Consider the following 26398-nt stretch of genomic DNA (forward strand, 5'->3'; position numbering starts at 1 on the left):
AGGCTTCAATCTCCCCTCGAATTGCGGATCTATATAGCTTTCAACTTTCAACTTACCAGTAAGCTACAGCCTCTGATATCAGAGTGGTCTATTCTTCCCAGTACCTGGAATTTATCACCGTTTATTTTCCCCAAATCCTGTGTTGCAATGAAAGAACAGGAATGGGTATTGGCAAGGTCTATGATGTTAATAGCCCCTGTTCTTCCTTCTTTTTCATAAGACAACGGGTCTTCTGCATTCCTGACCATAATCCTCATCCAGTTTGGACATTGATATTCATTATTTCCAAGAGAGTATGCTTGTGAAAGCAGTTCCGTCATCGAATATTCAGAGTATATTTTTTGGGTATTAAAGCCTTCCTGCAAAATTTGCAAAAGTTCATCTTTTGTCATTTCTTCTTTTCGCCCTTTCATTCCTCCGGTTTCTATAACGACTAAATTTTCAAGAAAACGTAGAGACTTATTACCTGTATTGGACTGACAATGATCCAAAAAATCCAGCAAGGCAAAAGAAACTCCGAAAAGGATAACTTTTTGATCTTTCAATTGGCTTAAAAGGTCAAAAAGGTCTGAATGGTTATAAAGAAAATATCCGTTTTCCGGTTTTCCCGATTTTTTTATCAGGTAATCCACCATATAAATTAATGATGAATTTTGTTTTTCCAGATAGCTTGGAAGTAACCCCAGAAAAATAAAATCTTCGGGCTTACCTATAAACTGCTCAAAACTTTTATAAATACTTTCTTCATATAAATTCTGATCGGCAATGAAATGTTTCGACAGATTCATCTGGGTAGTCCCTGAGCTCTGAAAATATAAATCTGTAGAGGCATTCTTATCCAGAATCTGATGGTTCTTGAACATTTCTATAGGCAGAAAAGGGATGTTCAATACGCTGTCTACCTCATCAGGATTCACTTTTAAAAAGTTGACGAACTTTCTATATATCTCAACATTTTCATACTGATAACGAAATGTTTTCAATGATGCTTCCACAAAATCCTGTTCTGTTTGTATGTCGAATATATTTTTCAATTTATAAATCTTTTTTAGCCCTTCCATCCCTTCAATACAATGAATTTCAAGAAAGAATATTTTTTATTTAATAATTTTTACTGTAAAATTAAACTTTGGTAAAATTCTTGCAATCACTTATTCGGAATATGGATTAAAAACAAGAATGCGCTTAGGTTCATTCGAAAATTGTCTCTTTTAGAGGCAATTTTTTTGTTTATTTATCAAAAACCTTAAGCTCAAAATCTTTTTCAAAAACTCCATATGTAAAATAAGAGATCCAGTCACCAAGGTTGATATATTGTGAGCGCTGTCCCAGATCCAGCACCATAGGAAGATGACGATGCCCATAAATGAAATAGTCTATCTTCTCTGTCTTCAGCTTTTCTTTGGAATAGATGATCAAAAATTCTTTGTCTTCTCCTAAAAATGCTTTGTCCTCTTCTCCGGAAATCATTTTATTTTTTTGGGAAAGATATAAGGCCATTTTCATGGCAATATCGGGATGCAACCACTTGAAAAACCATTGTGCCACAGGATTTGTGAATAACTTTTTCATTCTCTTATATCCTTTGTCTCCCGGTCCCAGCCCATCTCCATGAGCTAACAAAAACTGTTTTCCGCCCATTTCAAAATATTGCTTCTGATAAAAAACGGTACATCCTATTTCCTCCTCCAGATAATCTTTCATCCAAAGATCATGGTTTCCCACAAAAAAATAAATATGGATTCCCCGGTCTTTCAGTTCAGCAATTTTACCAAGAACACGCACATATCCTTTGGGAACAACATGTTTCCACTCATGCCAGAAGTCAAAAAGATCTCCCATTAAAAATAAAACCTGAGCATCTTCTTTGATCTCATTCATCCAACGTATAAATTTCTCCTCACGTATCCTGCTCTCCTTAGGAGTTGGAGCTCCAAAATGCTGATCTGAAGCAAAATATACCTTTTTTCCAGGTTCTAAATTAATTGTTGTTTTTAACACCGTCTGAACTTTATTGGAAATGAATTATTAATTATCTTCTGCAAACCATTCTCCATAAGAATTTTCAGTCTCATGAAGTTTAAGATAAGCCAGAGAAATTCCTTCAGGAAGTTTAGATTTCACTTTTGCAGCAATAGCATACAACATATTTTCACAGGTCGGCTGGAAACTGCAGTAGATTACTTTATGTCCTTTCTGTTCAAGATCATCTCCCAGTTCTTTGTGAGGAGATAATGCATTCACCAGAACAGAATGGTCCCAAACATCTACAATTTCAGATTTTACGATACTTTTGATATCTCCAAAATCCACCACCATCCCATTCTTAGGGTTTTCTATATCATTAATAGGTCTTCCCTTTACCGTTACAAACAGTTTATAGGAATGCCCGTGCATATTTTTACACTTCCCATCGTAGTTGTACAGTACGTGAGCTGTTTCGAAGGTAAAAATTTTTGTTATACGTATCATAGTGCAAAGATATGACAAAACAGCTAAACACAGAAAAGACTGTTTCTATTACAGCTATTAAACTCATCTTTTAATCAATTTTTAAGGTTAGATTATTATCCCCGGATCCATCTACATTGATGGCATTGTAAGGAATAGTCAGCCATCCGTTTTTGTTCATTACGAATTTAAAACCATAAGTTTTTCCTTTTTCAAACTGAGATTTGGGTACTGCAACTTCGAACACATTATTCTTTTTAAGAACCAGCTGATAAGATGTATTCTCACTATTCCAATCATTAAATGAGCCTGCTACTGAAATAGTCTTGATAAACTCAGTACTTAGATTTTCAGGATATGGATAAGAAAAAATTACTTTGTCATTTTCTGTTCTGTATCCATACACTTCTTTTTTAAGATCCGGATGTACAAAAGGTTCAGCTATTGTCATTTCTTCTGCCAATGTATAGGGATTCATAAGGCGTTTATCCATAATTCCGGCAATATGATTGATCATTTGGTACATCACTGGAAACCCTTTATTTCCATTATACATAACGGCAACAGCCATATCGTTATCCGGAAAGATACTATAAGCATTTACGTTTCCCCCCGAAAAGCCATATGACTTTGTATTATTGTTATCTGTAATCTCCCAACCATACGCAAAATCAAATCCATTATTTTTATAGTGAAAGGGCTGCCACATCATTTTTTTTGTCTCCGGTTTCAGAAAATCATTTTTGCTAAGATGAATACCCCATTGTAAAAAAGCAGGGAGTGTAATCGCCAACCCATTTGAAGAATGTGCTCTCACACCGTCAATAGCAGTAACCTTTTCGTATTGTTTTGTTGTTGTATTATAATTATACTTTACAATTCTGTTAGGAATTTTCTCAACAGGATTGGATGAAAATACCAATTGGTTTTCAGCATCCTGAAATTGATTCTCAAGGACATAATCTTCATAGGTCTTCCCTGTTATTTTCTCAATAATCATGGTAATCAGAAGATAGTTTGTCTGGTTGTATCTATATTCATTTCCGGTTTCAAATTCCATTTTTTCCTTTGATAACCGGGCAATAACTTCAGCATTTGTTGCATTTACTGAAATATCACTAAAATCAACCCAATTGGGAAGGCCGGAAGAATGGGTCAACAGGTTTTTTACCTGTACGTTTTGCCACTCATTGGGCAAGTTGGCCACATATTTTGACACTCTATCTTCCAGGGATAATCTTCCCTCTTCAATAAGCTTAAAAAGAGCCACATTTGATATCAGTTTCGTAGTAGAATAGATCCTGAACATAGAATTGGAATTCACCTTTTTACTGGTTTCCAAATTTTCCCTGCCATAATACTGCTGAAAGGTTATTGTATTGTTCTTTACAATTCCAACAGCCATTCCGGGAATTTCATTGATTTGGATAACTTTTTTTATATAGCTGTCGATTGCTTTTGACTGTTCTGCTGTTTGGCTGTACCCCAAAAAAGAAAAATTTAAAAAGAGCGCTGCTAAAATGGATTGTTTCATTATATGTTAATCTGTCGATATTTCTTTATTATAGACAATTGACAGCTTTATTACATTACATAATTTCATGAAATTAATTGATCCGTTTCATACCCTAATTCTGCCAAATAATCCAGTCCGTTTTGTTTTTCCATTGCATTAGTTCCTGTCCAGCCTTTTTTTTGTCCCTGCAGGATAAGTTGTCGTATATACCCGGGCTCATTAAAGTTAACCTCATCTTCAGAGGAAGTTATTTTATTGATTAGTATAATTCCTGATTGTAAGGGCTGTCCCATAAAATAATCATCAGAAGTCAGAAATTCAATGATTAAAGGGGTCTTTTTCTGTCCGCTTAAAAATATTCTCACCGTTAAAGTATTGGTTTCCGTACCTGCATGATATGTATCTGTAACAGAATACAAATACTCCATATTGTTGATATGTATTTTTCTTAATTTCCTTTTCATATCAACTTGTTTCCGCAATATTTTTTAATCCCTGAAGAACCGGATTTTCTTTACCTTGTGGCTCTTCCTGTACAGCATCGGGTCTGTTATCCTCCTGTATAATTTCAAGTTTTGTTTTTCCGCCAAGATCCGTCAGAATGTATTTCATGATAAAATAATTCTCAGGCTTATCTTCAAGGCCCGGTCTGGGGGCAAACAGGTTATAACTTAAACTGTCCGTCGGAATAAATGTCAAAACGGTTCCCCACTGTTTAAATACATTCCCTTCCCATTCTGCTATAAACTCTATAGCACTTCCTACGATCCAGTCTGTAAGCAGATTGCTTCCGTATTGCCATTGTTTTACGAATTCAGGTTGTGTTAAAGTATCCCAAACTTTCTGTTTTGGTGCATTAATCACTATTGTTGAAATATTTGTTGCCATGCTAACTGGTTTTCAGAATGATTATATAGTATTTTTTGTTTTATCTGGAGTCGTTTACTGTATGTTATTATTTAAAATTTTTCCAGCCAGTTAGTTTCCAGTCTTTTAATTTTTTTTGTTTCAGGATCAAATAAAACCCAAAGTGTGCTTGAATCCACCAAAAGCTTGTCATTACAGTAAAACTCAACTTTTCTTGGCTGCTTAGCTCCTTCAGGAGACAGAGGATAGGTTTTTACGGTGATCATATCATTCAGATAGGCCTGCTTTTTATACTGAATATGGTGATCCAGAAGCATCCAAACATCATTTTCATATTCTGTTTTATGTTTTAAAAGATCCCAGTGTTCAGCAGCTATTTCTTCCACCCAATGTACATACTGAACATTATTAACATGATTGTTCTGATCAATATGCTCTTCCGTTACTTTTATTTTTTTCTGATATACTAAACCCATTTCTGAAATTTACTCAAAATTATAATAAAAAATAAAATAGAGCCGCTCCTTCTGTTATAAAATGGCAATAAAAAAACAGAACCGGATATTGACCGGTTCTGTTTTAGAGTATTTAATCTATTGAGGTGATTATTTAGATTTTGCTGCAGGCTTAGAGGTTGTTGCTGAACCTCCTAATTTAGCTTTTACACTGTCCGTAATATCTTCGCTTCCATCTGTGTAGATAAGGTTATTATTCCCTTGTGAAGCTGTATCAAACACCATGTTCAGGCTTTTTTCTTTTGCCACTGCTGCAATAGCTCCCCGCACTTTCTGCTGTAATGGAACCAACAATTCATTTTGTTTTGCTGAAATTTCCTTACCGGCTTGCGTTCTTGCTGTTTCTACTTTTTTGCCTAGAGCATCTAATTCCGTCTGTGCTGCCATCAGTTCTTTAGTCACTGATTCTTTATTAGCTTCAGTCAATGTTTTTTCTTTATCTTGAGCTGCTTTCAGCTTAGCTTGATAGTCACCGATTAACTTTTCAACCTCAGCTTGTTTGGTTTTCGTCAGGTTATCAATCGTTGCACTTATTGTTTTCACCTCCGGTAAGCTTGAAAAAACTTCATCCGTGTTTACGCTACCTATTTTTTGCTGAGCATGTACAGTATTTGCGCTAAGTACTAATCCTGCTGTAATAAAAAGGGCTTTAATTAAATTCATTTTGTTTAAAAAATTGTTTTTTCCGACTTCAAATATAATCCAATTTTTTAATTATCTGTTATCAAATTTAAATAGGTAAAAACATTCTTAACTAAAGAAATTCTTCTTTAATTTAAACAATGATTATATTTCGCTTAATTTTTTCTGAAGTTCTAAAGCACTGGGAAAAGCAGTTCCATTATAACGGTCAAGATTGGCAGAAATAGTTTTCCAGCCACTCAGAAACAGACTCATAGAGTGCACCCAATTGACAACTGCATCATTCCACATTCCAAAATCCGGAAGAGAGTTTTGTAAACTTATAAATTCTTCAAGACCCTCATTATGGAGACGCAGACTTTCAAGACAGGCTTCTTCTAATGTCATTTTGTATTCATTCTGGATAACTTTTACCATATTATAATAAATACATCCGGTAGCTTCATCCTTCCGGAGTGATTGTATTTCATTAAAATAAACTGTCATTTGACATATCAATGCCTGAAGACGCTGGATAACAGGATGCTCATGAACCTCCGGAGGCAATACAATCCCAGCTTCCACTTCTATAAGCTGCATAAAAGGATATAAACAAACTGATTTTTCTCTCAGAGCAATACATTCGGATATTGTTGGAAACTGTTCGTTCTTTTTATATTTTAATTCTGCTTCCAATCCTGAAAAATACCTGTCAACCATTTGACTAAGCCGGAAAACAGATGTTTCCGGAACGAACTGCAACAGTTCCTGTCGCAATGAAGCTAACATCCCGCCCAAAGGTATAGTTGAAGCAGAAACTTCCATTTCACCATTCAATATAGCAGTTGATTGAGTTCGCACATCTCCAAGATATTCAGCCTCAATTTGTTCATAGAGATCATCATTATAAAATGCCCAAAGCATCAGCTTACCCATAGGTTTAAGACGCTCAAGGGATGCTATGGGAAAAAAACAGGCTGTAATATGAGCTGTTTTAGTCTTTTTATACTTTTTACGTAATTCAGGATTATTTTTATAAATCCAAAAATATTCTCCATCAATCCATTGTTCATCAGTAATTTCCTGCAGATAATCTGCCTGGGGATTTTTTAATACAGGAAAGGGATACGTAAAATTTTTGTAAAGGAATTTAACGGTGTCAAAGTTTTCGTTATTCATGATTATATACTTTAATACTTATTTTAATTTTAATAATTCTTTTATTGATTAAAAAAACATATCTTATTAAATATCAAAAAGATACAGTCATGAATATTGCATACTAATTTACATATTAATTTATATCGACCTATAAAAATTTAATTTTTAAGCTTAATAACCTATAATCTATTGAACTAAAATCATTTAACATCCATATTTTTTAATAATTCAAACAATTTCATGTAAAATAAAGGCAGTTTAAGTAACCAAAATAACTTTTAATGGGTAGTTTTTTTTAAATTTTGTGACAATTCTACCACCAAAAAAAACCTTCCCCGAAAAGAGAAGGTTTAGTATCAAAAAATATGGAAAAAATGACTAATGAAACTGAGCCGTTTCTGTAGAATCTTTCATGGCTACGGTAGCTGAAGAACCGTTTGTAACAACATTCTGTACTTCATCAAAATAGCCTGTTCCTACAAAAGACTGGTGTTTCACTGCTCTGAATCCTTTTTGCTGCAGTGCAAACTCACGCTCCTGAAGTTCTGAATACCCGGCCATCCCTCTTTCTTTATAGGCTAAGGCCAATTCAAACATTGCTGTGTTCAGGGCATGGAATCCTGCCAATGTGATAAACTGGAATTTATAGCCCAGTTTTGCCAATTCTTCACGGAAAGTAGACATCTCCTCCACGCTTAGCTTGGCTGCCCAGTTGAATGAAGGCGAACAGTTGTAAGCCAGCATCTTTCCAGGGAATTTTGCGTGAATTCCTTCGGCAAATCTTCTTGCCTGTTCCAAATCTGGATTTGAAGTTTCCATCCAGATTAAATCTGCATAAGGAGCATAGGATAATCCTCTGTCTATCCCTTGTTCTACTCCATTTTTCACCACATAAAATCCTTCGGAAGTTCTTGCTCCTGTGACGAATTTTTTATCTCTGTCGTCAATATCTGATGTTAATAAATCAGCTGCATCAGCATCTGTTCTTGCAATGATAAGGCTTGGAACTCCTAAGACATCTGCCGCAAGACGTGCAGCAATCAGTTTATTAACAGCTTCTTGTGTAGGAACCAATACTTTTCCTCCTAAGTGTCCGCATTTTTTAGCTGAAGAAAGCTGGTCTTCAAAATGAACCCCGGCAGCTCCTGCTTCAATCATCTGTTTCATCAGTTCAAAAGCATTTAGGTTTCCTCCAAAACCTGCTTCAGCATCCGCAATGATAGGAACAAGATATTCTTTATCTCCGTTTCCGCTTACAGACTGCACCTGATCTGCTCTTAATAAAGCATTATTAATTTTCTTCACTACAGCAGGCACTGAATTGGCAGGGTACAAAGACTGATCCGGATACATCTCTCCCGATAAGTTAGCATCTGCCGCTACCTGCCAGCCAGAAAGGTAAATCGCTTCCAGCCCGGCATCCACTTCCTGAACCGCCTGGTTACCTGTAAGCGCACCAAGGCCGGCTACATAATCCTGGCTATTTAATTTATCCCAGAATTTTTTAGACATTTCTGTCGCAATGGTGTAATCAATTTTATAAGAGCCTCTGAGTTTTAAAACTTCTTCAGCTGTATAAGGTCTTTTAACGCCGTTCCAGCGTGGATTTGTCAGCCAATCTTGCTCTATAGCCTGGATTTGTTCTTGTTTAGATTTCATAATATTTTGGATTTTGTTAATTTAGAGGTTAGGGATTAGTAGTCTGGCAGTAGGAGTGAGAGTATTGAGTATGGTTGTCAGTTGATAGTTGATAGTTGATAGTTGATAGTTGGTAAATTACATTCATTTAAACTTATCACTACAACTTTCAAACTCTCTCACCTTCAAACTAAATAAAAGGATACGCTTTCAGGGTTAAAAATTCTTCAAAATTTTCTGAGAAGATCAATTCATTGAAAAGTTCTTTGGCTAGGTTAAATTTTCCGGTTTTGAAACGGTTTTCTCCTACATAGCTTTCAATATTCTCCATTTCTTCAGCTTCCCATTGCAATACCATACTTCGGGTAAGCGTTCTGTCGCCACTTAAAACAGCTTCATTTTTCAGCCATTGCCAGATCTGGGTTCTGGAGATTTCCGCGGTGGCCGCATCTTCCATAAGATTGTATATGGCCGCGGCACCGGTTCCCATCAGCCAGCTTTCCAAATAAAGGATTCCTACATTGATATTTTTTCTGACCCCTTTTTCCGTTATTTCTCCTTTAGGAATTTCCAGCAGGTCTGTCTCTTTGATATGGTATTCGAATTTTTTATCGATCTGATTCTTTTCAGGCATATGCTGATCAAAAATTTCTTTTGCCACTGTCACCAGTGCTGGATGTGCTACCCAGGTTCCATCGTGTCCGTTCTTTACTTCACGTTCTTTATCGCTTCTTACCTTTTCAAAAGCAATTCTATTGGCTTCTTCATCATCCTTTACCGGAATCTGAGCTGCCATTCCTCCAATAGCATGAACATTTCTTTTGTGGCATATTTCAATCACTCTTTTTGAGTAGGCACTCATAAAAGGAGAAGTCATTGTTACCTGATCTCTATCCGGAACAATAAACTCAGGAAGGTTTCTTAGTTTCTTGATATAGGAAAAAATATAATCCCATCTTCCGCAGTTCAGCCCTGCGCTGTGCTCTTTTAATTCATATAAGATTTCATCAATCTGGAAGGAAGCCGTAATGGTTTCAATCAGAACAGTTGCTTTAATTGTACCCTGGGGAATTTCCAGGTAATTCTGAGCAAATACAAAAACATCATTCCACCAGCGGGCTTCTTTATAATGTTCCAGTTTTGGAAGATAGAAGTAAGGACCACTTCCTTTTTCCAACAGTTTTTTTACATTTCTGAAAAAATAAATTCCAAAATCAGTCAGTGAGCCAGATGCTTCTTCTCCATTGATCTCCATATGTTTTTCAGGCAGATGTAAGCCACGGGGACGAACCAATAAAACAGCGGTTTTCTCATTAAGCTTATACGCCTTTCCATTTTCGTTGGTAAAATCAATTTTTCTGCTGACGGTATCAGAAAGGTTTTTTTGCCCTTCCATACAATTTTCCCATGTCGGCGAGGTACTGTCTTCAAAATCAGCCATAAATGTTGAAGCTCCGGAATTCAATGCATTGATGATCATTTTTCGGTCAACCGGGCCTGTAATCTCCACTCTTCTGTCCAGTAAATCCTCCGGTAATGATCCGCAGGTCCAGTTTCCGTTTCTGATTTCTTCTGTCTCTTTCAAAAATTGCGGAAGAGCACCTTTATCGAATTCCTGCTGAGTTTTTTTTCTCTCTTTTAAAAGCTCCAGCCTTTTATCGTTGAAATTCTGATGAAGTGCTGTCAGAAATTCCAGCAAATCCGGAGTTAAAATTTCTTCAAACTGTTTCTGAGCCTTTATTTTTAATTTAGCCTGCGTTTCCATAACTTGTTGATTTTGTGATTTGATATTACAAACATAAATAAAAATTTTCACAATCAGCGAACGTTCGCTAATTTATTTTAAAAACTATTATGCGAATAATCGCATTCAATTTTTTATATTTGGGTAATGAATCCAGAAAGTGACTTTATCAAAACAGTTTTCGGGCTAAAGCTGAAGCAGCAGAGACAAAAGAAAAATTGGTCTCTACAGGAACTTGCTGTAAAAACCGGATTATCAAAATCTTACCTCAACGAAATTGAAAATGGAAAGAAATATCCGAAACACGATAAAATCATCCAGCTTTCTGATGCTTTACACTGTACTTTTGATGATCTTGTATCCACAAAACTGGATAAAAGCTTAGCGCCATTCAATGAAATACTGCAATCCGATTTTTTCAAAGAAATTCCCCTAGATTTATTTGGGATCAATAAAAACAACCTTATCAGTATTATCAGTGATGCACCCAAAAAAGTAACAGCTTTTATTAATGCCCTGATTGAAATTTCCCAAAACTATAACCTTGGGAAAGAGAGATTTTATTTTGCGGTATTGCGGTCTTTTCAGGAACTGTATGATAATTATTTTCCGGAAATAGAAGAAAAAGTCAGCTTATTTACTCAAGAAAATCAATTGTATATTGATAAAAACCTAAAATCTGAAGCCTTAGAAAATATCCTTGTGGAAAAATTCAGTTATCATATTCAGTCTGAAGATTTTGAAAAATATGGAACCCTGGATAATCTCCGGTCTTTATTTGTACCTGAGAAAAAATTATTGCTGCTCAACAAAAAACTTGAAAAGGATCAGAAGACGTTTATTCTTGCCAAAGAAATAGGGTTCAATGTACTGGACTTAAGGGTTCGTCCCACTACTTATTCATGGCTTGATTTCGGAAGTTTTGAAGAAATTCTTAATAATTTTTATGCCTCTTATTTTGCAGGAGCCTTATTAATACCAAAAGAACCTGCCATTGAAAAAACCTCAGATTTTTTTAAACAAAATAACTGGGAATATAAAAGTTTTGAAAATCTTATCAACGGCTTTACCAATTCACCGGAAACTTTCTATTACAGGTTAACCAATATCCTTTCTGCTGAAATGGGGATAAAGGATTTGTTTTATTTATGTCTGGTAAAGAAGAAAGATTCCGATAAAATACAGATTTTAAAAGAGCTGCATCTCAATCACCAGCAAGCGCCCCATGCCAATGCTATGAATGAGCATTACTGCAGAAGATGGATCGCTGTGAAAAACCTGCACCATTTAAAGGAAAATGAAACGTTGACAGATGCTCAAATCTCCCATTATAAAGACCAGGGAATAAGTTATCTGGTTATCTCAACATCTCAAAAAAATCCATTTTCTGATGGCAGCAACAGAAGTTACTGCCTCGGTATTTTACTGAATCCCCAGACCATAAAAAAAATAAGCTTTATAAAATCTCCGTCTTTAAAAACCATTAACGTTGGGGTTACCTGTGAGTCCTGCAGTATTCCGGATTGTGAAGTAAGACAGACTCCTCCCGTCCGGCTGGAAAAAGAGCACTTTAATCTCAGTATGAAAAATGCTATTGAGAAGATCAGGAAAGAGTTTTAGGGTCAGAGAGTTGGAGGATGTGAGAGTCTGGATTATGAAAGTTTAAGAGGGTGAATAGTTTAAAAACAGCTATTTATTTACTAACAACAAACAATTTCCTAACTTAGCTAAAAACACACCAATGATGCTTGATTTATTTTTCCCTAACCGATGCATCCACTGCAGCAGGATTATAGAACCTGATCTTTTGGTCTGCGACTTATGTTTCAGCCAAATTCATTTCACCCATAATGATTATTTGGGAAATAATCCTGTCAAAGAAAAATGCAGGTTACTCTTCCCTGTTGAGAACACTTATGCTTTGATACAGTTTGAGGAAGAAGGGTTAAGCAGAAAAATTATCCATGAACTCAAATACAGAAGCCGGGAAAAAACAGGAAAAATTCTGGCAGAATGGGCGATAGAACGTCTGGATTTTAAAGAGATAAAGCATGATCTGCTGGTGAGCGTACCTTTACATCCCAGAAAATTACGGGAAAGAGGTTACAATCAGCTGCATCTATTCACAGAAACATTATCTGAGTTTTACAACATACCATTTGAGCATAACCTGATTAAAAGAAATCATTATTCAAAAGCCCAGGCACTGAAGGATAAGAAACACCGCTTGGAATCTGTCAATACATTTTCACTCACTCAACCAGTAACGGGAAAACACATTTTACTTATTGATGATGTTTTTACAACAGGAAACACCGTTTCATCCATTGCATGGGAAATTTTAAAGGCTGGTGATAATAAGGTAAGTGTGCTGGTGATGGCGGTAGATGTTTAATAGCCACAAGTTCACAGATTAAAAGCTTTAAGGTGAAATTCTAAAATCTTTCAAACTTCTTTCGTCCTCAAATTCTTTTTCTTAATTTTCCGGAAAACTACAACATCATGCCTCATCTTATTTTACTGCACGGCGCTTTAGGCCACAGTGATCTTTTTCACCCTTACTTAGAGCAGTTATCACGGTATTTTACTGTTCATACTCCTTTATTTTCGGGACACGGAAGTACTGCGCTTTCAACAGAAGGTATCAGTATTGAAAAATATACCCAGGAATTAAAAGAATATTGCAATAGCAATAGTCTGGCAGATGTATATCTTTTCGGACACAGCATGGGAGGTTATATTGCGCTTTGTTATGCTATGGAAACACCTGAAAATGTAAACTCCATCATCACGCTGGGTACAAAATTTGACTGGACTGAAGAACAGGCTTTAAAAGAAAGTAAAATGCTGGATCCTGAAGTTATTCTTACTAAAGTCCCGCAGTACGCCCAGCTTTTAGAAGCTCAACATGGTCCTGGATGGCAAAAATTACTTCCTGCAATTGCTGATTTAATGATTAACTTAGGAAAAAATCCACCATTAAAAGATAATTTTGCCGGGATTAATATTCCTGTCCAGATTATGATAGGAGACAGAGACAATATGGTAACCATTGAAGAGAGTGCCCATGTTTACAGAAGTCTTCCGAATGCAAAACTGGCCGTACTTCCGGATACAAAACACCCGATGGATAAAGTACGACCAACCTTGTTATTGAATAATATAAAAGATTTCTGGAATCTTTCTTAAGTTATCTTTGAAGTTTTTCTCCGTAGCTTAAATCTCCGGCATCTCCGAGCCCTGGGGTAATATACCCTTTTGAAGTTAAGTTTTCGTCAATGGCTCCCACCCAGATCTGAGCGTCAGGGTAAGCATTCTGAACGGTTTCTACTCCTTGTCTTGATGCAATTGCTGCTACAATATGAAGCTGGGTAGGATTTCCGTTGGTCAGTAGATCTTTGATGGCCTCAATTAAAGAGGCACCTGTTGCTAACATGGGGTCTGCTACGATCAAAGGCCTTCCTTCAATACTCGGGCAAGTGAGATAATCCTGCTTAATAGAGAAATAATCGTTAGCATCGTGTTTTCTGTAAGCTGCTACAAAACCACAGTCTGCCCTGTCTAAATAACTCAGAATTCCTTCAAACAATGGAACTCCTGCTCTCAGAATAGTGGTAATTACCGGCTGTACCGCAATTTCTCTGCTTTTTATTGTATCTAAAGGAGTCTGGATAACAACTTCTCTGTATTCCAGCCCTTTGCTGATTTCAAAAGCTGCAATCTCTCCGATTCTTTCCATATTTCTTCGGAATCTCATCCGGTCATGCTGAACTTCCACGTTTCGAAGTTCATTAATCCATTCATTTACAAGAGAAAAATTTTGTGATAAAATACTAAGCATGAATATCTTAAGTTTATAAATTACAGTTAATCGACATTGAATTCCGCAAAATTACAATTAAAAAACGAATCTGCAGGGAGCGTCGAAATGAATACATATAGTTATAAAAAATCTGGTAAGAATATTTCCTTACCAGATTTTTATTTAAAAGTCATTTTATTTTTGTCTGAAATACACTTCAATAGGAACTCCGGTAAACCCGAATTCTTTTCTCAATTGGTTTTCAGCAAATCTTTTATATGGTTCTTTCACATATTGTGGAAGGTTACAGAAGAATACAAACTGTGGTGATGGCGTAGGAAGCTGAACACAGTATTTAATTTTAATATATTTTCCTTTATTGGCTGGTGGAGGCGTCTGCTCAAAAATAGGAAGCATTACCTCGTTCAGTTTTGAAGTTTTGATCTTTTTCTTACGGTCATTATAAACCTCCATTGCTACTTCTACCGCCTTTAAGATTCTTTGCTTCGTTAAAGCAGAAACGAATAAAATTGGAATATCCTGGAACTGTCCTATTCTATCTTTAATAGCTTTTTCGAAATCACGCATTGTATTGGTTTGCTTATCCTCTACCAAGTCCCATTTGTTTACCAGAATCACAATTCCTTTTCTGTTTTTCTGAGCCAGTCCGAAGATGTTCATATCCTGAGATTCCCATCCCTGTGTAGCATCTACCATAATGATTACTACATCAGAAAATTCAATAGAACGGATAGATCTCATTACGGAATAGAATTCCAAATCTTCGTTTACCTTAGATTTTCTTCTCATGCCGGCAGTATCTACCAATACAAACTCATGTCCGAACTTATTATATAAGGTCTGGATACTATCTCTTGTTGTTCCTGCAATATCAGTTACAATATTTCTTTCTACATCAAGTAAAGCATTAGTCATTGTAGACTTTCCTACGTTTGGACGACCTGCGATAGTGATTTTAGGCAGCCCTTCAAACGGATCTTTATATTCTGTGGTAGGGAAATCTTTAACGATATCATCTAACAGTTCTCCTGTTCCTGAACCTGTAGCAGAAGAAAGAGTATAATATTTATCAATTCCTAACTGATAGAATTCTGTCGCAGGAAGTTCTTCCTTAGAAGAATCTACTTTATTAATGACAATATAAATAGGTTTATTGGATCTTCTCAGTAAACGGAAAATCTCATAGTCTGTATCAGTAAGCCCTTCTTCCACGTTCATCATAAAGATAATGGAAGTGGCTTCATCTATTGCAAGCTGTACCTGCTTACGGATCTCCTCTTCAAAGATATCATCTGTACCTACATCATACCCTCCGGTATCAATTACAGTGAAGTCTACTCCATTCCAGTCAGATTTTCCGTAATGACGGTCTCTGGTTACACCGGCTGTAGAATCTACAATAGCTTCTCTTCTCTCTAGTAAACGGTTAAAAAGCGTGGATTTTCCTACGTTGGGACGCCCAACGATTGCGACAATATTTGACATAAAAAATGTTTAATAATCCCTTGCTATGCTCGGGACAAGTTATTAATGGGTTACTCTAACTTTTAGAGCCCAATTTTTTGCAAAGATAAGATTTTATTATTTAGTATTAAAAACATCCCTTATTTCGAAAATTCTTCGCAAAAATAATCATTTGGATATCAGCCAGTAAACCCATAAGACAGGTGAAAGTCTTATATTATCTCCTTATTTCATTTTTATATTTAAAATAAATTCTATAATTTCGCAGCATCAAAACAGACCTATAGTGTAACGGTAGCACTCCGGTTTTTGGTACCGTCAGTCGGGGTTCGAATCCCTGTGGGTCTACAAACCATTCTTCTCTAAGGATGGTTTTTGTTTTTTATACGAATCATAAATTTGATTCCTGTAATATTCTATTTTTCTATAAAGCTATTTTTATCAGCAGTACTTTTTGGGTATTTTCCAAGGATTCAATATAAAATCATTCCGAAAAAATAAATCTCTATCATTTTTTAGTGTAAAAACTAGAGATTTTTTGATAAGGTATTTGTACATTTAAAAAAAAACTATAAATTTGCATCACCAAAATAAACAGACCTATAGTGTAACGGTAGCACTCCGGTTTTTGGTACCGTCAGTCGGGGTTCGAATCCCTGTGGGTCTACAAACCATCTTTTTTTAAGGATGGTTTTTGTTTTTTATGCATTTTTCAACATTGGCAACAAAGGGATCAAAACCATCTGTCACGTAATCGACAACAATATAGTATTCCCTGAAAGGATGTTTTATTTTTTAAAGTAATTGAAACAAGTCTGTTTATAAATTCTTTTTTTTCCATCAGTATATTTTATTTCTTAATAGTATCTTTTTTATGATACTAACAGTCTCCAAATATATTTAAAAAACAAAAAAGACAGCAGTGATGCTGTCTTTATCATATGATAGATGATCTGTTAATCCAAATCAAACCGATCCAGATTCATCACTTTCGTCCATGCAGCTACAAAATCATTGATAAATTTACCTTGCGCATCAGCACTTGCATACACTTCAGCTACAGCTCTCAATTCAGAATTGGATCCGAATACAAGATCGGCACGGGTAGCCGTCCATTTTGGCTGACCTGTTGAGCGGTCGGTTCCTATATATAATTCTTTATCTTCTGACATGGCTTTCCATTGTGTTCCCATATCTAAAAGATTTACAAAGAAATCATTGATAAGAACTCCGGGACGGGTGGTAAATACCCCATGTTTTGAACCGTCAAAATTCGTATCTAAGGCGCGCATTCCTCCTATTAAAGCAGTAAGTTCAGGAGCGGTAAGCGTTAACAACTGTGCTTTGTCTATTAATAAAGACTCTGTAGAAACTGAGAATTTTCTTTTCAGGTAATTACGGAATCCGTCAGCAACAGGCTCCAGGTATCCCATAGATTCTACATCCGTTTGTTCCTGAGAAGCATCCATTCTACCGGGTGCAAATGCTACTTTAACATCATGTCCTGCATTTCTCGCGGCTTTTTCTACAGCGGCTGTTCCTGCCAGAACAATGATATCTGCTAATGATATTTTCTTATCTCCGTTCTGAGAATTGAATTCATTCTGAATTCCTTCCAAAGTTCCTAATACTTTCTGTAATTGTGTTGGATTATTGACTTCCCAATGTTTCTGAGGTTCCAGTCTTATTCTTGCTCCGTTGGCACCACCTCGTTTATCACTTCCTCTGAAAGTAGATGCGGAGGCCCAGGCTGTAGATACCAGTTCGGAAATAGTCAATCCGGAATCTAAAATTTTAGTTTTAAGATTTTCAATATCTGAAGCGTCTGCCAGTTCATGATTCACTGCCGGAATAGGATCCTGCCAGATTAATTCTTCCTGAGGAACATCCGGTCCCAAATAACGGGCACGAGGTCCCATATCCCTGTGGGTAAGTTTAAACCAAGCTCTTGAAAAGGCATCGGCAAAGGCATCAGGGTTTTCATAAAAATGTCTTGAAATTTTTTCGTAAATAGGATCCAGTCTCAATGAAAGGTCTGTCGTAAGCATTGTTGGTCTATGCTTTTTAGTGGAATCAAATGCATCAGGAATAATTTCAGCACCATCCTTCGCTACCCATTGATGAGCTCCGGCAGGGCTTTTCGTCAATTCCCATTCATTTTCAAACAGGTTTTTAAAGAAATAATTGCTCCATTCAGTCGGAGTTTCTGTCCAGGTTACTTCAAGACCACTGGAGATAGCATCTTTTCCGCTTCCTGATTTGTAGCTGCTCTCCCATCCTAATCCCTGTAATTCTATTCCGGCTCCTTCAGGTTCTTTGCCTACATGATCTGCAGGACCAGCCCCGTGAGTTTTCCCAAAGGTATGACCTCCGGCAATCAAGGCAACCGTTTCTTCATCATTCATTGCCATACGTCCAAAAGTATCGCGGATATCTTTAGCGGCAGCAATAGGATCAGGATTTCCGTCCGGACCTTCAGGGTTTACATAGATTAATCCCATTTGTACGGCTGCCAAAGGTTTTTCAAGATTCCTGGAATGGATATCACCATCTGCATCATCATCGGTAGGAAGAACGGCTGCATGTCCCTCCACGACTCCTTCCGAACCATGGGCATAACGCACATCTCCGCCTAGCCATGTTTTTTCTGACCCCCAATATACATCCATATCCGGTTCCCAGACATCTTCACGGCCACCAGCAAATCCAAATGTTTTGAATCCCATAGATTCCAGCGCTATATTACCGGTAAGAATTAAAAGGTCTGCCCAGGAAATATTTCTTCCATATTTTTGTTTGATTGGCCATAACAGCCTTCTTGCTTTATCTAAACTAACATTATCAGGCCAGCTGTTCAAAGGCGCAAAACGTTGTTGTCCCGCTCCTGCTCCACCTCTACCATCTCCTACACGGTATGTTCCGGCACTGTGCCAAGCCATACGGATAAACAAAGGTCCATAGTGCCCGAAATCGGCCGGCCACCAATCCTGAGAATCTGTCATCAATGCATGAAGATCTCTTTTTACGGCTTCAAGGTCAAGGTTTTTAAATGCTTCAGCATAATCAAAGTCTTTATCCATAGGATTAGACAGTGATGAATGCTGGCGCAGCATATCTACTCTAAGCTGATCAGGCCACCATTCCAGGTTTTGGGTTCCTCCACCTGCTACATTCTTTTTCATAGTCCCATTATGAAACGGGCATTTACTGATGTCATTCGAATCTTTTTCCATTGTCGTTTATTTATTTTTTATGTTGATTAATACAGTTTAAGTAACATTTTGTTGTAAGAACATGACAAACTTACAACGCTTATTTAATAAATACAATCTATTAATAATTATTTCAATGATAGTTAAAAACTATAAAGAAACATTTCCGACAGCATGCAAACTAAAGACATAATTGTGGTATTAAGTTAGTGAAAATTCATATGAATGTGGATAAAAAACATCAGCACCCCACTCAATTTAGAATAGATCAACGTAATACTTTTTGGACAAGAAAGGCAGAAGAATACCGATACTAAGAAGTTTTATGTCTATCAAAAGGACTTCACCTCCTTTATATAAATTATGGAAAAGGTATAGCTTATCTAAAATCCATGCTATTATTTCTCTTCTCCAGCTTCCCATAAAAATATTTCAACCTCAACTTAGCATAAAAAATAATTTAACTACCTTTAACCTAATAAGAAACATGAACATCTATGAAAAAAGTATTAGTTGTCATTCTTGTGGCATTTATTATGATCCAGTTTTTTCCTATTGACAAAACCAATCCTGCTCCAACACCGGGTATGGATTTCCTGAAAATTAAAAATACCCCGGACCCTATTGCCAAAATTATACGTACGTCTTGTTATGACTGTCATTCCAATGAAACCAAATATCCATGGTATTCTAATATTTCACCAGCCTCATGGGTGGTAAAAAATCATATAAATGAAGGCAGAAAACATCTTAATTTTTCTACCTTTGCAGTGTACGAATCTAAAAGACAGCTTCATAAGATTGAAGAATGTTTAGAAATGATAGAAAAAAAGGAAATGCCTCTTGAGTCTTATTATTTGGGACATCAGAATGCAAAACTGACGGATGAACAGCGTACAGCACTTTCTCAATATTTTAAAAAAGTAAAAGAGGATACCGAAAGAAGTATCATGTTTAATAAATAGAAATCATGAAAGACTGGAAAAATAAATATATTGTATTTTTTGACGGAGACTGTGGTGTCTGTAATTTCTGGGTACAATGGATTTTGGAGAGAGATAAAAAGGACCAATTTATGTTTGCTTCACTACAATCTGATTTCGGACAGCAGTTTTTATCTGAAAGAGGATTGGAAACAAAGGATTTCAATACCATGTATCTTTGGAAGCCGGAACAATATTATCTGATTAAATCAAGAGCAGTACTTAAAATTGCGGACCTGTTAGGTGGAATTTACAAGCTTTCAGCTATTGGAAAGCTATTGCCTGCATTTCTAAGTGATAAAGTTTATAATATAATTTCCAGAAACAGAATGAAACTGGCCAACCAGAAATGTTATCTGCCGGATCAACATCAGAAGAAAAAATTTATCCAGGTATAGTCCGCATCTTATCAGGATTTTTTCTCCTCAGGAAAACATTTCTCTTTCCTGCCAGAGCAGCAGCATATAAAAAGTCATTCCATAAAAACCTAATCAATTTGATCGTAAAATACATGATTAAGGTTCTTAAAGAATGACTAGTATTTAAATTAATCGCTTTTAGACTTATTGATTCAGTGACCAAACTGAATAGCTATTCGGAGCACATTGAATCTTCACCCATTTATCTCCCTGAGTTGTAGGATACCAGCCTGAACTTCCTGTAAAATCTTTGATCTGCTGGCTGGCCCAATTGGTCTCAATCCATCTTTCCTGCCAGCTTGACGAAGTATTGATATAAACTACAAGCCCCGGATTTCCGTTATAGCCATTACGTCTTGCAATATATTCATCATTATCTGTATATAAAATGGAAGTGGTTCCTGTAGCTTTATTATTATGAATCCAGATTAAATTATTCAATCTCTCTTTGTTCAGCCATTCTTCATAATCTCTGTAAAAAATAGTTGGATAGCCTTCGTGAGTTAAGATATAAGCGTATGCCGCCATTTTATTGTTAATAATATCGGTATCATGATTGGCAACAAAAGTGACTGCTTTATAGGGATTTCTCTTCCACATCATATCATCATTTAAAACATTCAGATTACCATTATCAAAGGCTTCATCCATTTTATAATAAGCTGCAAAATCAAATACGGAACTGTTTGCATTATTTGCCCACCATTCCAATGTATTGACATTGGAGTCCCACAATTCACCAACGGAAAATCCACCCACCTTAGAATTCCAGGTATTCACTACCCAGGGTCCAAATCCTTTTACATAATCAAACCTCCAGCCATCGAATTTCATCACATTTTTATAATATTTTCCTACAGAATCGTCCCTTCCCCATAACCAATCCTGTACATGAGGATTCGCATGACACAAGTCCGGAAATCCACCGAAAGAACCTTCATCATTATTTCCGTAAGCATTTTTATAAAAATCTTCATAGCTTCTTTGAAATTTCCCGGAAGCGACTCCTGAGAAGTTGGTCCAGGTATTCGTTCCGGTATAAGGATTCTCTTCAGACTGCCCGCCGCTGTTGTGATTGATTACAATATCAGCAAACACCTGCATATTTTCACTGTGTGCTTTAGTAATTAATGCTTCCAGCTCAGTTCTCGATCCAAACCGGGTCTCTGTAGTCCCGTTTTGATTAAAATTTCCAAAATCATAATAATCTGTGGGGTCGTATCCCATTGAAAGAGGTCCATTTTGAGCTTTGGAAGCCGGAGGAAGCCATACAGCTCCAATCCCTGCATTGGACCATGCCGTCAATTTATCTTTAACGGTATTCCACCAGTTACCCCCTTCTGGAACATCCCAATAAAATCCCTGCATTAAAACTCCCCCACCGGGACCAGCTACAAACTTGCCCTGTAAAGATCCGGATCCTCCTCCCGTACTGAAGGGTCTTCCGTCATGGTGAGTGACATTTACAATTTTGTCATGTACTTCCTGCTCTTGTGAAGATTTATTACCAATATCATCATTGCTCTCACAAGAAGTGGCTAATGCTAAAGCCCATACAGAAAGAAGAAAATATGTTTTTTTCATTGCAATATTTAATTATAAACCTATTAACCAAGTTACAATTTCCTTACATACAAAATCTAATTCCGGTGAAATATTTTAATTTTCAATAATAAATCATAGGAAAGGCCAGCACAATTTTTCATTAAAAAATCATAAATTTTTAATATTCTCGAAACAATTTTTCTTTTAATCCATATATTTGCATACTATGGAATACAATACCCAAAAAACTCAGCTTCATATGCCCGAATACGGCAGAATTATACAACAGTTGGTTGAGCGCTGCAAAGAGCTTCCTTCCAAAGAGGAAAGAAGTGAAATGGCTATGGCAATCATCGATTTTATGGGTCAGAGAAACCCACAACTTCGTGACGAAGACAATTATAAACATAAACTTTGGGATCATCTTTTTATTCTGGCAAATTACGATTTGGATGTAGATTCTCCTTATCCGTTTCCTACGATGGAAGAATTGGCCGAAAAACCTAAAAGGATGGAATATCCAAAACTTCAAGGAGACTTTAAGTTTTACGGAAAAAGTATTCTTCAATTGATCGAAAAAGCAATTGAACTGGAGGCGGGTGATGAAAAAGAAGCCCTTATCGAGGTAATTGCGAACAATATGAAGAAATCTTATAATGTCTATAATAAGGAACATGTGACGGATGATGTTATTTTCCGCCACCTGAAGGAACTGTCTGAAAACAGGTTGGACCTTACAGGAATAGATTCTCTTGAAAAAAGTAAAATCTATTACACCAGTAACAACAACAACCGAAACAATAACAGTAACAACAATAATAGGAGTAATAACAATAACAACAGTAATAACAAAAATCAACCCAATAAAAGGAGACATAACAATAATCATAAAAACAGAAAATAATGAGTGGAACATTTCAAATACGAGGAGGAAAAAGATTGCAGGGTGAAATAACTCCACAAGGGGCTAAAAATGAGGCTCTACAAATTTTATGTGCTGTTCTGTTAACTGATGAAGAGGTCACTATTAAAAATATTCCGGATATTCATGATGTCAACAGATTAATTGAAATTCTGGGTGACTTTGGGGTAAAAATTACTAAAAACGGACACGGTGACTACACGTTCAAAGCTGACCAAGTAAATTTCGACTATATAAAATCCAGCGAGTTCAAAAAAGATGGTGCTAAGCTGCGTGGTTCTATCATGCTTATGGGACCGATGCTGGCTCGTTATGGGGAAGCTTATATGCCTACTCCGGGTGGTGATAAAATCGGGAGAAGAAGATTGGATACCCACTTCCAGGGATTAGTGGAGCTTGGCGCAGAATTTAATTATGATGAAGAAGAATATTTTTATTCTTTAAAAGCGACTGAGCTTAGAGGAAAATTTATTCTCCTGGAAGAAGCTTCTGTAACCGGAACGGCTAACATCGTAATGGCTGCTGTACTGGCAAAAGGGAAAACAAGAATCTATAATGCTGCCTGTGAACCTTATCTTCAGCAATTGTGTAAAATGCTGAACAGAATGGGTGCCAATATTTCAGGAATTGGCTCTAACCTTCTTACCATTGAAGGGGTTGATTATCTGAGAGGAACTGAGCACACGATGCTTCCGGATATGGTAGAGATCGGATCATGGATAGGTCTTGCTGCGATGACAAAATCTGAAATCACCATTAAAAATGTAAACTGGAACCAATTAGGAGTTATTCCCAATACCTTCAGAAAACTGGGAATTCAGCTTGAGCAAAGTGGTGATGACATTTATATTCCTGCTCAGGAACATTATAAGATCCAGAAATTCATTGACGGTTCTATTCTTACTATTTCAGATGCGCCATGGCCAGGGTTTACCCCGGATCTATTATCTATTATTCTGGTAGTAGCTACTCAGGCTAAAGGAAGTATTCTGGTGCACCAGAAAATGTTTGAATCCAGATTATTCTTTGTTGATAAATTAATTGACATGGGGGCTCAGATCATTTTATGTGATCCACACAGAGCTACCGTAATTGGATTAAATCAGGAAGCGCCATTAAGAGGAACAACAATGGTTTCTCCGGATATCAGAGCCGGAAATGCACTTTTAATTGCGGCACTTTCTGCAGAAGGAAAATCAATTATCCACAATATCGAGCAAATCGACAGAGGATATGAAAATATCGATGGAAGACTAAAAGCTATTGGTGCTGATATCGAAAGAATATAAAATTATTTTTATTACTATAGAGCGTTCAGAGTGATCCGGACGCTTTTTTATTTTTTAAAAACTAAAAAATTCATCATTCTGAATCCCTATAGAAATCAACAGTTTAGATTCTTCACTGCATAACCACCACATCAAATCTTCGATTTGCCACGCCGTTGAAGGAAAGGAATGGTTTCACCTCCAATGTAAGCGAAAGGAAATCTTAATTTTAAAGGAATAAAAAAAGTGCCCGATTAAAACCGGACACTTTGGGTAATTAAAACTATATGAATCTCCCTTAAGAATATTTCCGGCAGAGATACTCTACCGTTGTACTCAAAAGTTTATTTTTGTTCAGATAGAACTCAAGGTTCTGATAATCTTCTGAATTGACATTAATATATAATTGTACGGTACCAAAACTGTATCCGTTCACATATTCCACATTAGCAGACAACACTCTATGACAAATGCCCAATTGATTGTAGATGGTATTCATTAAATGTTCAAATTTCATTTTCCCATTCAACTCTATTTCCAGGATCAATTCTTTTTTAGGCAGGGTAATTTTGTTTTGCAAAACCTGCAGGCCAGGATTAGGTGTAATCATCACTAAACATTTTTGGTTAAACACTTTCAGATTATATTGCGCTCTGCATTAAATCTGTGACAAAAATATAAAAAAATATTAGTCCACCAAATTAGTAGACTAATATTTTTAAAACTTTAACAAAAAAAAGAAGCCATTACAGCTTCTTTTACATTCTTTACAATTCTTTTATTCTTTCCAGCTTATCTGAACCGGCCAGTCCATTGGGGTTACAGCCGGGTTCTCCTTCCGGAACCTTAAGATTTTTCTTTTGATAAAACTCTTCCCAAAAAACATTTATTTTCCCTGTCTTAGGATCTGTGAACGTCATGGGCTCCAATTTGAAAATATGATCTTCTCTGAATGCTCTTTCAATAAAATCTGAACAGTAATAGGAGTTTTCATCCAGGATATAATTGAAATTATAAGGTTTACCCAGCATTTGATTTGCTTTTTCAACAGCTGATGGAATTGATTTCTGATATTCAGGTTTTAAACGGTATACCACTACTTCCTGGCCGTCTTCTTTCTGATCCTGAAGAAATTCTTTTAATTCCTGCTTTTGGGAGCCTCCTTTTGGAGCCGCATGCAATACAAACATTCTGTTTTCATCTTTTTCTACAATACCTATATGATCAAAAGAAGCCGCTTTCTGCTTTTGTGTCACATTGTTAATTGCTCCGGAAAGTCCTGATTCTTTTGCAGTGACAAAAAGAAGGTCACCATTTTTAAGCTTTAATGTTGGCGAAGCACTACAATTCGCAAGCAGTACAAACAAAAAGAACAGACTTCCTGTAATGGTCATTTTTTTTAAAAAAAATATATTAAATTTTAGCATTCTGATATTGTTTCGCCGCCAAAATTACAAAATAGAATTTATTACATTTGTAGGAAGTATTGATCTATTCTTCATATCAACCCAAACATTCCCTATATCTTTATGCCACATATTTTACTCGTTGAAGACGATGACAGACTTTCAAAATTGATCACCAAGGGGCTTCAGGAAGCTGAGTTTGAAGTAACGGCAGCCTACGATGGAATAACGGGACTCAAGCTGGCATTACAAAAAGATTTTGATCTTATAATCACGGATATTGTCCTTCCTAAAAAAAACGGTCTTGAATTCTGTAATGAAATAAAGATTTTAAAACCCAACCTTCCCGTGGTAATGCTTACCGCTCTCGGAACGACTGATGATAAGCTGGAAGGTTTTGATGCCGGGGCTGATGATTACTTAACCAAACCTTTTGAAATGCGTGAGCTGGCGGCCAGAATTAAAGTTCTTTTAAAACGTTTTTCACTGCAGAGGCAGCAAAAAGTTTTTGTTCTTAAATATGAAGGGATTGAAATAAACCTGGAACAAAAAACAGTCAGCAGAGATCAGATTCCCATAAAATTAACCCCAAAGGAATTCAACCTTTTAAAATTCATGCTTGAAAACTCCGAAAGAGTACTTTCCCGCAGTGAAATTGCAGAAAAAGTATGGGAAACCCATTTCGATACCGGAACCAACTTTATTGACGTATACATCAATTATCTGAGGAAAAAAATTGATAAAGATTTTGAAATTAAGCTTATTCATACCAAGGCCGGTATGGGATTTATCTTAAAAAAAGACTACGAAACAGGCATTATACAGTAACCGAAGTGAACTAAA

General features: G+C 36.3%; 25 protein-coding genes and 2 tRNA genes. 10 read left to right on the forward strand and 17 right to left on the reverse strand.

Features of this window, described 5'->3' with window-relative positions; translation table 11 throughout:
* Positions 1–47 precede the first annotated feature (47 nt).
* From MP478_RS15610 to aceB, 11 genes are all read right to left on the reverse strand, one after another.
* Positions 48–1034 carry an acyl transferase gene (locus MP478_RS15610; RefSeq protein WP_257200936.1) on the reverse strand — a complete coding sequence of 329 codons (987 nt, stop codon included), beginning with the start codon at positions 1032–1034 and terminating at the stop codon, positions 48–50.
* Between the two features lie 196 nt (positions 1035–1230).
* Positions 1231–2001 carry a UDP-2,3-diacylglucosamine diphosphatase gene (locus tag MP478_RS15615; protein ID WP_257200937.1) on the reverse strand — a complete coding sequence of 257 codons (771 nt, stop codon included), beginning with the start codon at positions 1999–2001 and terminating at the stop codon, positions 1231–1233.
* A 27-nt stretch (positions 2002–2028) separates the two neighbouring features.
* Positions 2029–2472 carry a 6-carboxytetrahydropterin synthase gene (locus MP478_RS15620; protein WP_047488007.1) on the reverse strand — a complete coding sequence of 148 codons (444 nt, stop codon included), beginning with the start codon at positions 2470–2472 and terminating at the stop codon, positions 2029–2031.
* 70 nt (positions 2473–2542) lie between these two features.
* Entirely contained in the window at positions 2543–3985 is a 1443-nt protein-coding gene (locus MP478_RS15625; RefSeq protein ID WP_257200938.1) for a serine hydrolase, read from the reverse strand.
* Positions 3986–4050: 65 nt separating this feature from the next.
* On the reverse strand, positions 4051–4431 hold the full coding sequence (locus MP478_RS15630; RefSeq protein WP_230040687.1) for a hypothetical protein: 381 nt from the start codon (positions 4429–4431) through the stop codon (positions 4051–4053).
* 1 nt (position 4432) lies between these two features.
* Positions 4433–4855 (reverse strand): SRPBCC domain-containing protein, encoded by a 423-nt coding sequence (locus MP478_RS15635; protein ID WP_257200939.1) that lies wholly within the window; start codon positions 4853–4855, stop codon positions 4433–4435.
* A 71-nt stretch (positions 4856–4926) separates the two neighbouring features.
* The gene (locus tag MP478_RS15640) at positions 4927–5310 is read right to left on the reverse strand and encodes a thioesterase family protein (protein ID WP_257200940.1); all 384 of its coding nucleotides are present in this window, start codon (positions 5308–5310) and stop codon (positions 4927–4929) included.
* Between the two features lie 129 nt (positions 5311–5439).
* A complete protein-coding gene (locus tag MP478_RS15645; protein WP_257190845.1) occupies positions 5440–6012 on the reverse strand; it encodes an OmpH family outer membrane protein in 573 nt (190 codons plus the stop codon).
* A gap of 123 nt (positions 6013–6135) precedes the next feature.
* Positions 6136–7149: a terpene synthase family protein gene (locus MP478_RS15650; protein ID WP_257200941.1), complete on the reverse strand. Its 1014-nt coding sequence runs from the start codon at positions 7147–7149 to the stop codon at positions 6136–6138.
* A gap of 360 nt (positions 7150–7509) precedes the next feature.
* On the reverse strand, positions 7510–8790 hold the full coding sequence (aceA, locus tag MP478_RS15655) for an isocitrate lyase (RefSeq protein ID WP_257200942.1): 1281 nt from the start codon (positions 8788–8790) through the stop codon (positions 7510–7512).
* A gap of 169 nt (positions 8791–8959) precedes the next feature.
* Complete coding sequence (gene aceB / locus MP478_RS15660) at positions 8960–10534, reverse strand: malate synthase A (RefSeq protein WP_257200943.1); 1575 nt, start codon at positions 10532–10534, stop codon at positions 8960–8962.
* 126 nt (positions 10535–10660) lie between these two features.
* On the opposite strand from aceB, the gene MP478_RS15665 reads away from it, so the two are divergent.
* The 3 genes from MP478_RS15665 (at position 10661) to MP478_RS15675 (ending at position 13702) form a co-directional block, all read left to right on the forward strand.
* Positions 10661–12133, forward strand: a complete 1473-nt coding sequence (locus MP478_RS15665) for a helix-turn-helix domain-containing protein (RefSeq protein WP_257190849.1) — start codon at positions 10661–10663, stop codon at positions 12131–12133.
* A 121-nt stretch (positions 12134–12254) separates the two neighbouring features.
* On the forward strand, positions 12255–12908 hold the full coding sequence (locus MP478_RS15670) for a ComF family protein (protein WP_230040708.1): 654 nt from the start codon (positions 12255–12257) through the stop codon (positions 12906–12908).
* Positions 12909–13015: 107 nt separating this feature from the next.
* Complete coding sequence (locus MP478_RS15675; RefSeq protein ID WP_257200944.1) at positions 13016–13702, forward strand: alpha/beta fold hydrolase; 687 nt, start codon at positions 13016–13018, stop codon at positions 13700–13702.
* 1 nt (position 13703) lies between these two features.
* Here MP478_RS15675 and upp read toward each other — a convergent pair whose 3' ends face one another.
* Together upp and der are read right to left on the reverse strand one after the other, a co-directional pair.
* Positions 13704–14354, reverse strand: a complete 651-nt coding sequence (gene upp / locus MP478_RS15680) for a uracil phosphoribosyltransferase (RefSeq protein WP_047487971.1) — start codon at positions 14352–14354, stop codon at positions 13704–13706.
* Positions 14355–14510: 156 nt separating this feature from the next.
* A complete protein-coding gene (gene der / locus MP478_RS15685; RefSeq protein ID WP_230040716.1) occupies positions 14511–15821 on the reverse strand; it encodes a ribosome biogenesis GTPase Der in 1311 nt (436 codons plus the stop codon).
* Between the two features lie 256 nt (positions 15822–16077).
* Between der and MP478_RS15690 the strand changes: the two genes are divergently transcribed.
* Both MP478_RS15690 and MP478_RS15695 read left to right on the forward strand, forming a co-directional pair.
* Positions 16078–16148: transfer RNA gene (locus MP478_RS15690), tRNA-Gln, on the forward strand.
* A gap of 248 nt (positions 16149–16396) precedes the next feature.
* Positions 16397–16467 (forward strand) — tRNA-Gln (locus MP478_RS15695).
* 289 nt (positions 16468–16756) lie between these two features.
* Here the strand turns inward: MP478_RS15695 and katG are convergent.
* Positions 16757–19033, reverse strand: a complete 2277-nt coding sequence (gene katG, locus MP478_RS15700; RefSeq protein ID WP_257200945.1) for a catalase/peroxidase HPI — start codon at positions 19031–19033, stop codon at positions 16757–16759.
* A 476-nt stretch (positions 19034–19509) separates the two neighbouring features.
* Here katG and MP478_RS15705 point away from each other — a divergent pair, with 476 nt between their 5' ends.
* Positions 19510–19977: a heme-binding domain-containing protein gene (locus tag MP478_RS15705; protein WP_230040718.1), complete on the forward strand. Its 468-nt coding sequence runs from the start codon at positions 19510–19512 to the stop codon at positions 19975–19977.
* 5 nt (positions 19978–19982) lie between these two features.
* Complete coding sequence (locus MP478_RS15710) at positions 19983–20393, forward strand: thiol-disulfide oxidoreductase DCC family protein (RefSeq protein ID WP_230040720.1); 411 nt, start codon at positions 19983–19985, stop codon at positions 20391–20393.
* A 165-nt stretch (positions 20394–20558) separates the two neighbouring features.
* Here MP478_RS15710 and MP478_RS15715 read toward each other — a convergent pair whose 3' ends face one another.
* On the reverse strand, positions 20559–21998 hold the full coding sequence (locus MP478_RS15715) for an alpha-amylase (RefSeq protein ID WP_257200946.1): 1440 nt from the start codon (positions 21996–21998) through the stop codon (positions 20559–20561).
* Positions 21999–22185: 187 nt separating this feature from the next.
* Here MP478_RS15715 and MP478_RS15720 point away from each other — a divergent pair, with 187 nt between their 5' ends.
* Positions 22186–22863 carry a DUF4290 domain-containing protein gene (locus tag MP478_RS15720; protein ID WP_230040724.1) on the forward strand — a complete coding sequence of 226 codons (678 nt, stop codon included), beginning with the start codon at positions 22186–22188 and terminating at the stop codon, positions 22861–22863.
* Positions 22863–24170 (forward strand): UDP-N-acetylglucosamine 1-carboxyvinyltransferase, encoded by a 1308-nt coding sequence (gene murA / locus MP478_RS15725; protein WP_230040731.1) that lies wholly within the window; start codon positions 22863–22865, stop codon positions 24168–24170. The genes MP478_RS15720 and murA overlap by 1 nt, the downstream gene beginning before the upstream one ends.
* Positions 24171–24447: 277 nt before the next feature.
* Here murA and MP478_RS15730 read toward each other — a convergent pair whose 3' ends face one another.
* Positions 24448–24759 (reverse strand): NIL domain-containing protein, encoded by a 312-nt coding sequence (locus MP478_RS15730; protein ID WP_047490408.1) that lies wholly within the window; start codon positions 24757–24759, stop codon positions 24448–24450.
* Positions 24760–24916: 157 nt separating this feature from the next.
* Entirely contained in the window at positions 24917–25543 is a 627-nt protein-coding gene (locus MP478_RS15735) for a YiiX/YebB-like N1pC/P60 family cysteine hydrolase (protein ID WP_257200947.1), read from the reverse strand.
* A 135-nt stretch (positions 25544–25678) separates the two neighbouring features.
* Here MP478_RS15735 and MP478_RS15740 point away from each other — a divergent pair, with 135 nt between their 5' ends.
* The gene (locus MP478_RS15740) at positions 25679–26383 is read left to right on the forward strand and encodes a response regulator transcription factor (protein WP_257200948.1); all 705 of its coding nucleotides are present in this window, start codon (positions 25679–25681) and stop codon (positions 26381–26383) included.
* Positions 26384–26398 lie beyond the last annotated feature (15 nt).

The organism is Chryseobacterium sp. WG14, from assembly GCF_024586945.1.
In the GTDB taxonomy this organism is placed as follows: domain Bacteria; phylum Bacteroidota; class Bacteroidia; order Flavobacteriales; family Weeksellaceae; genus Chryseobacterium.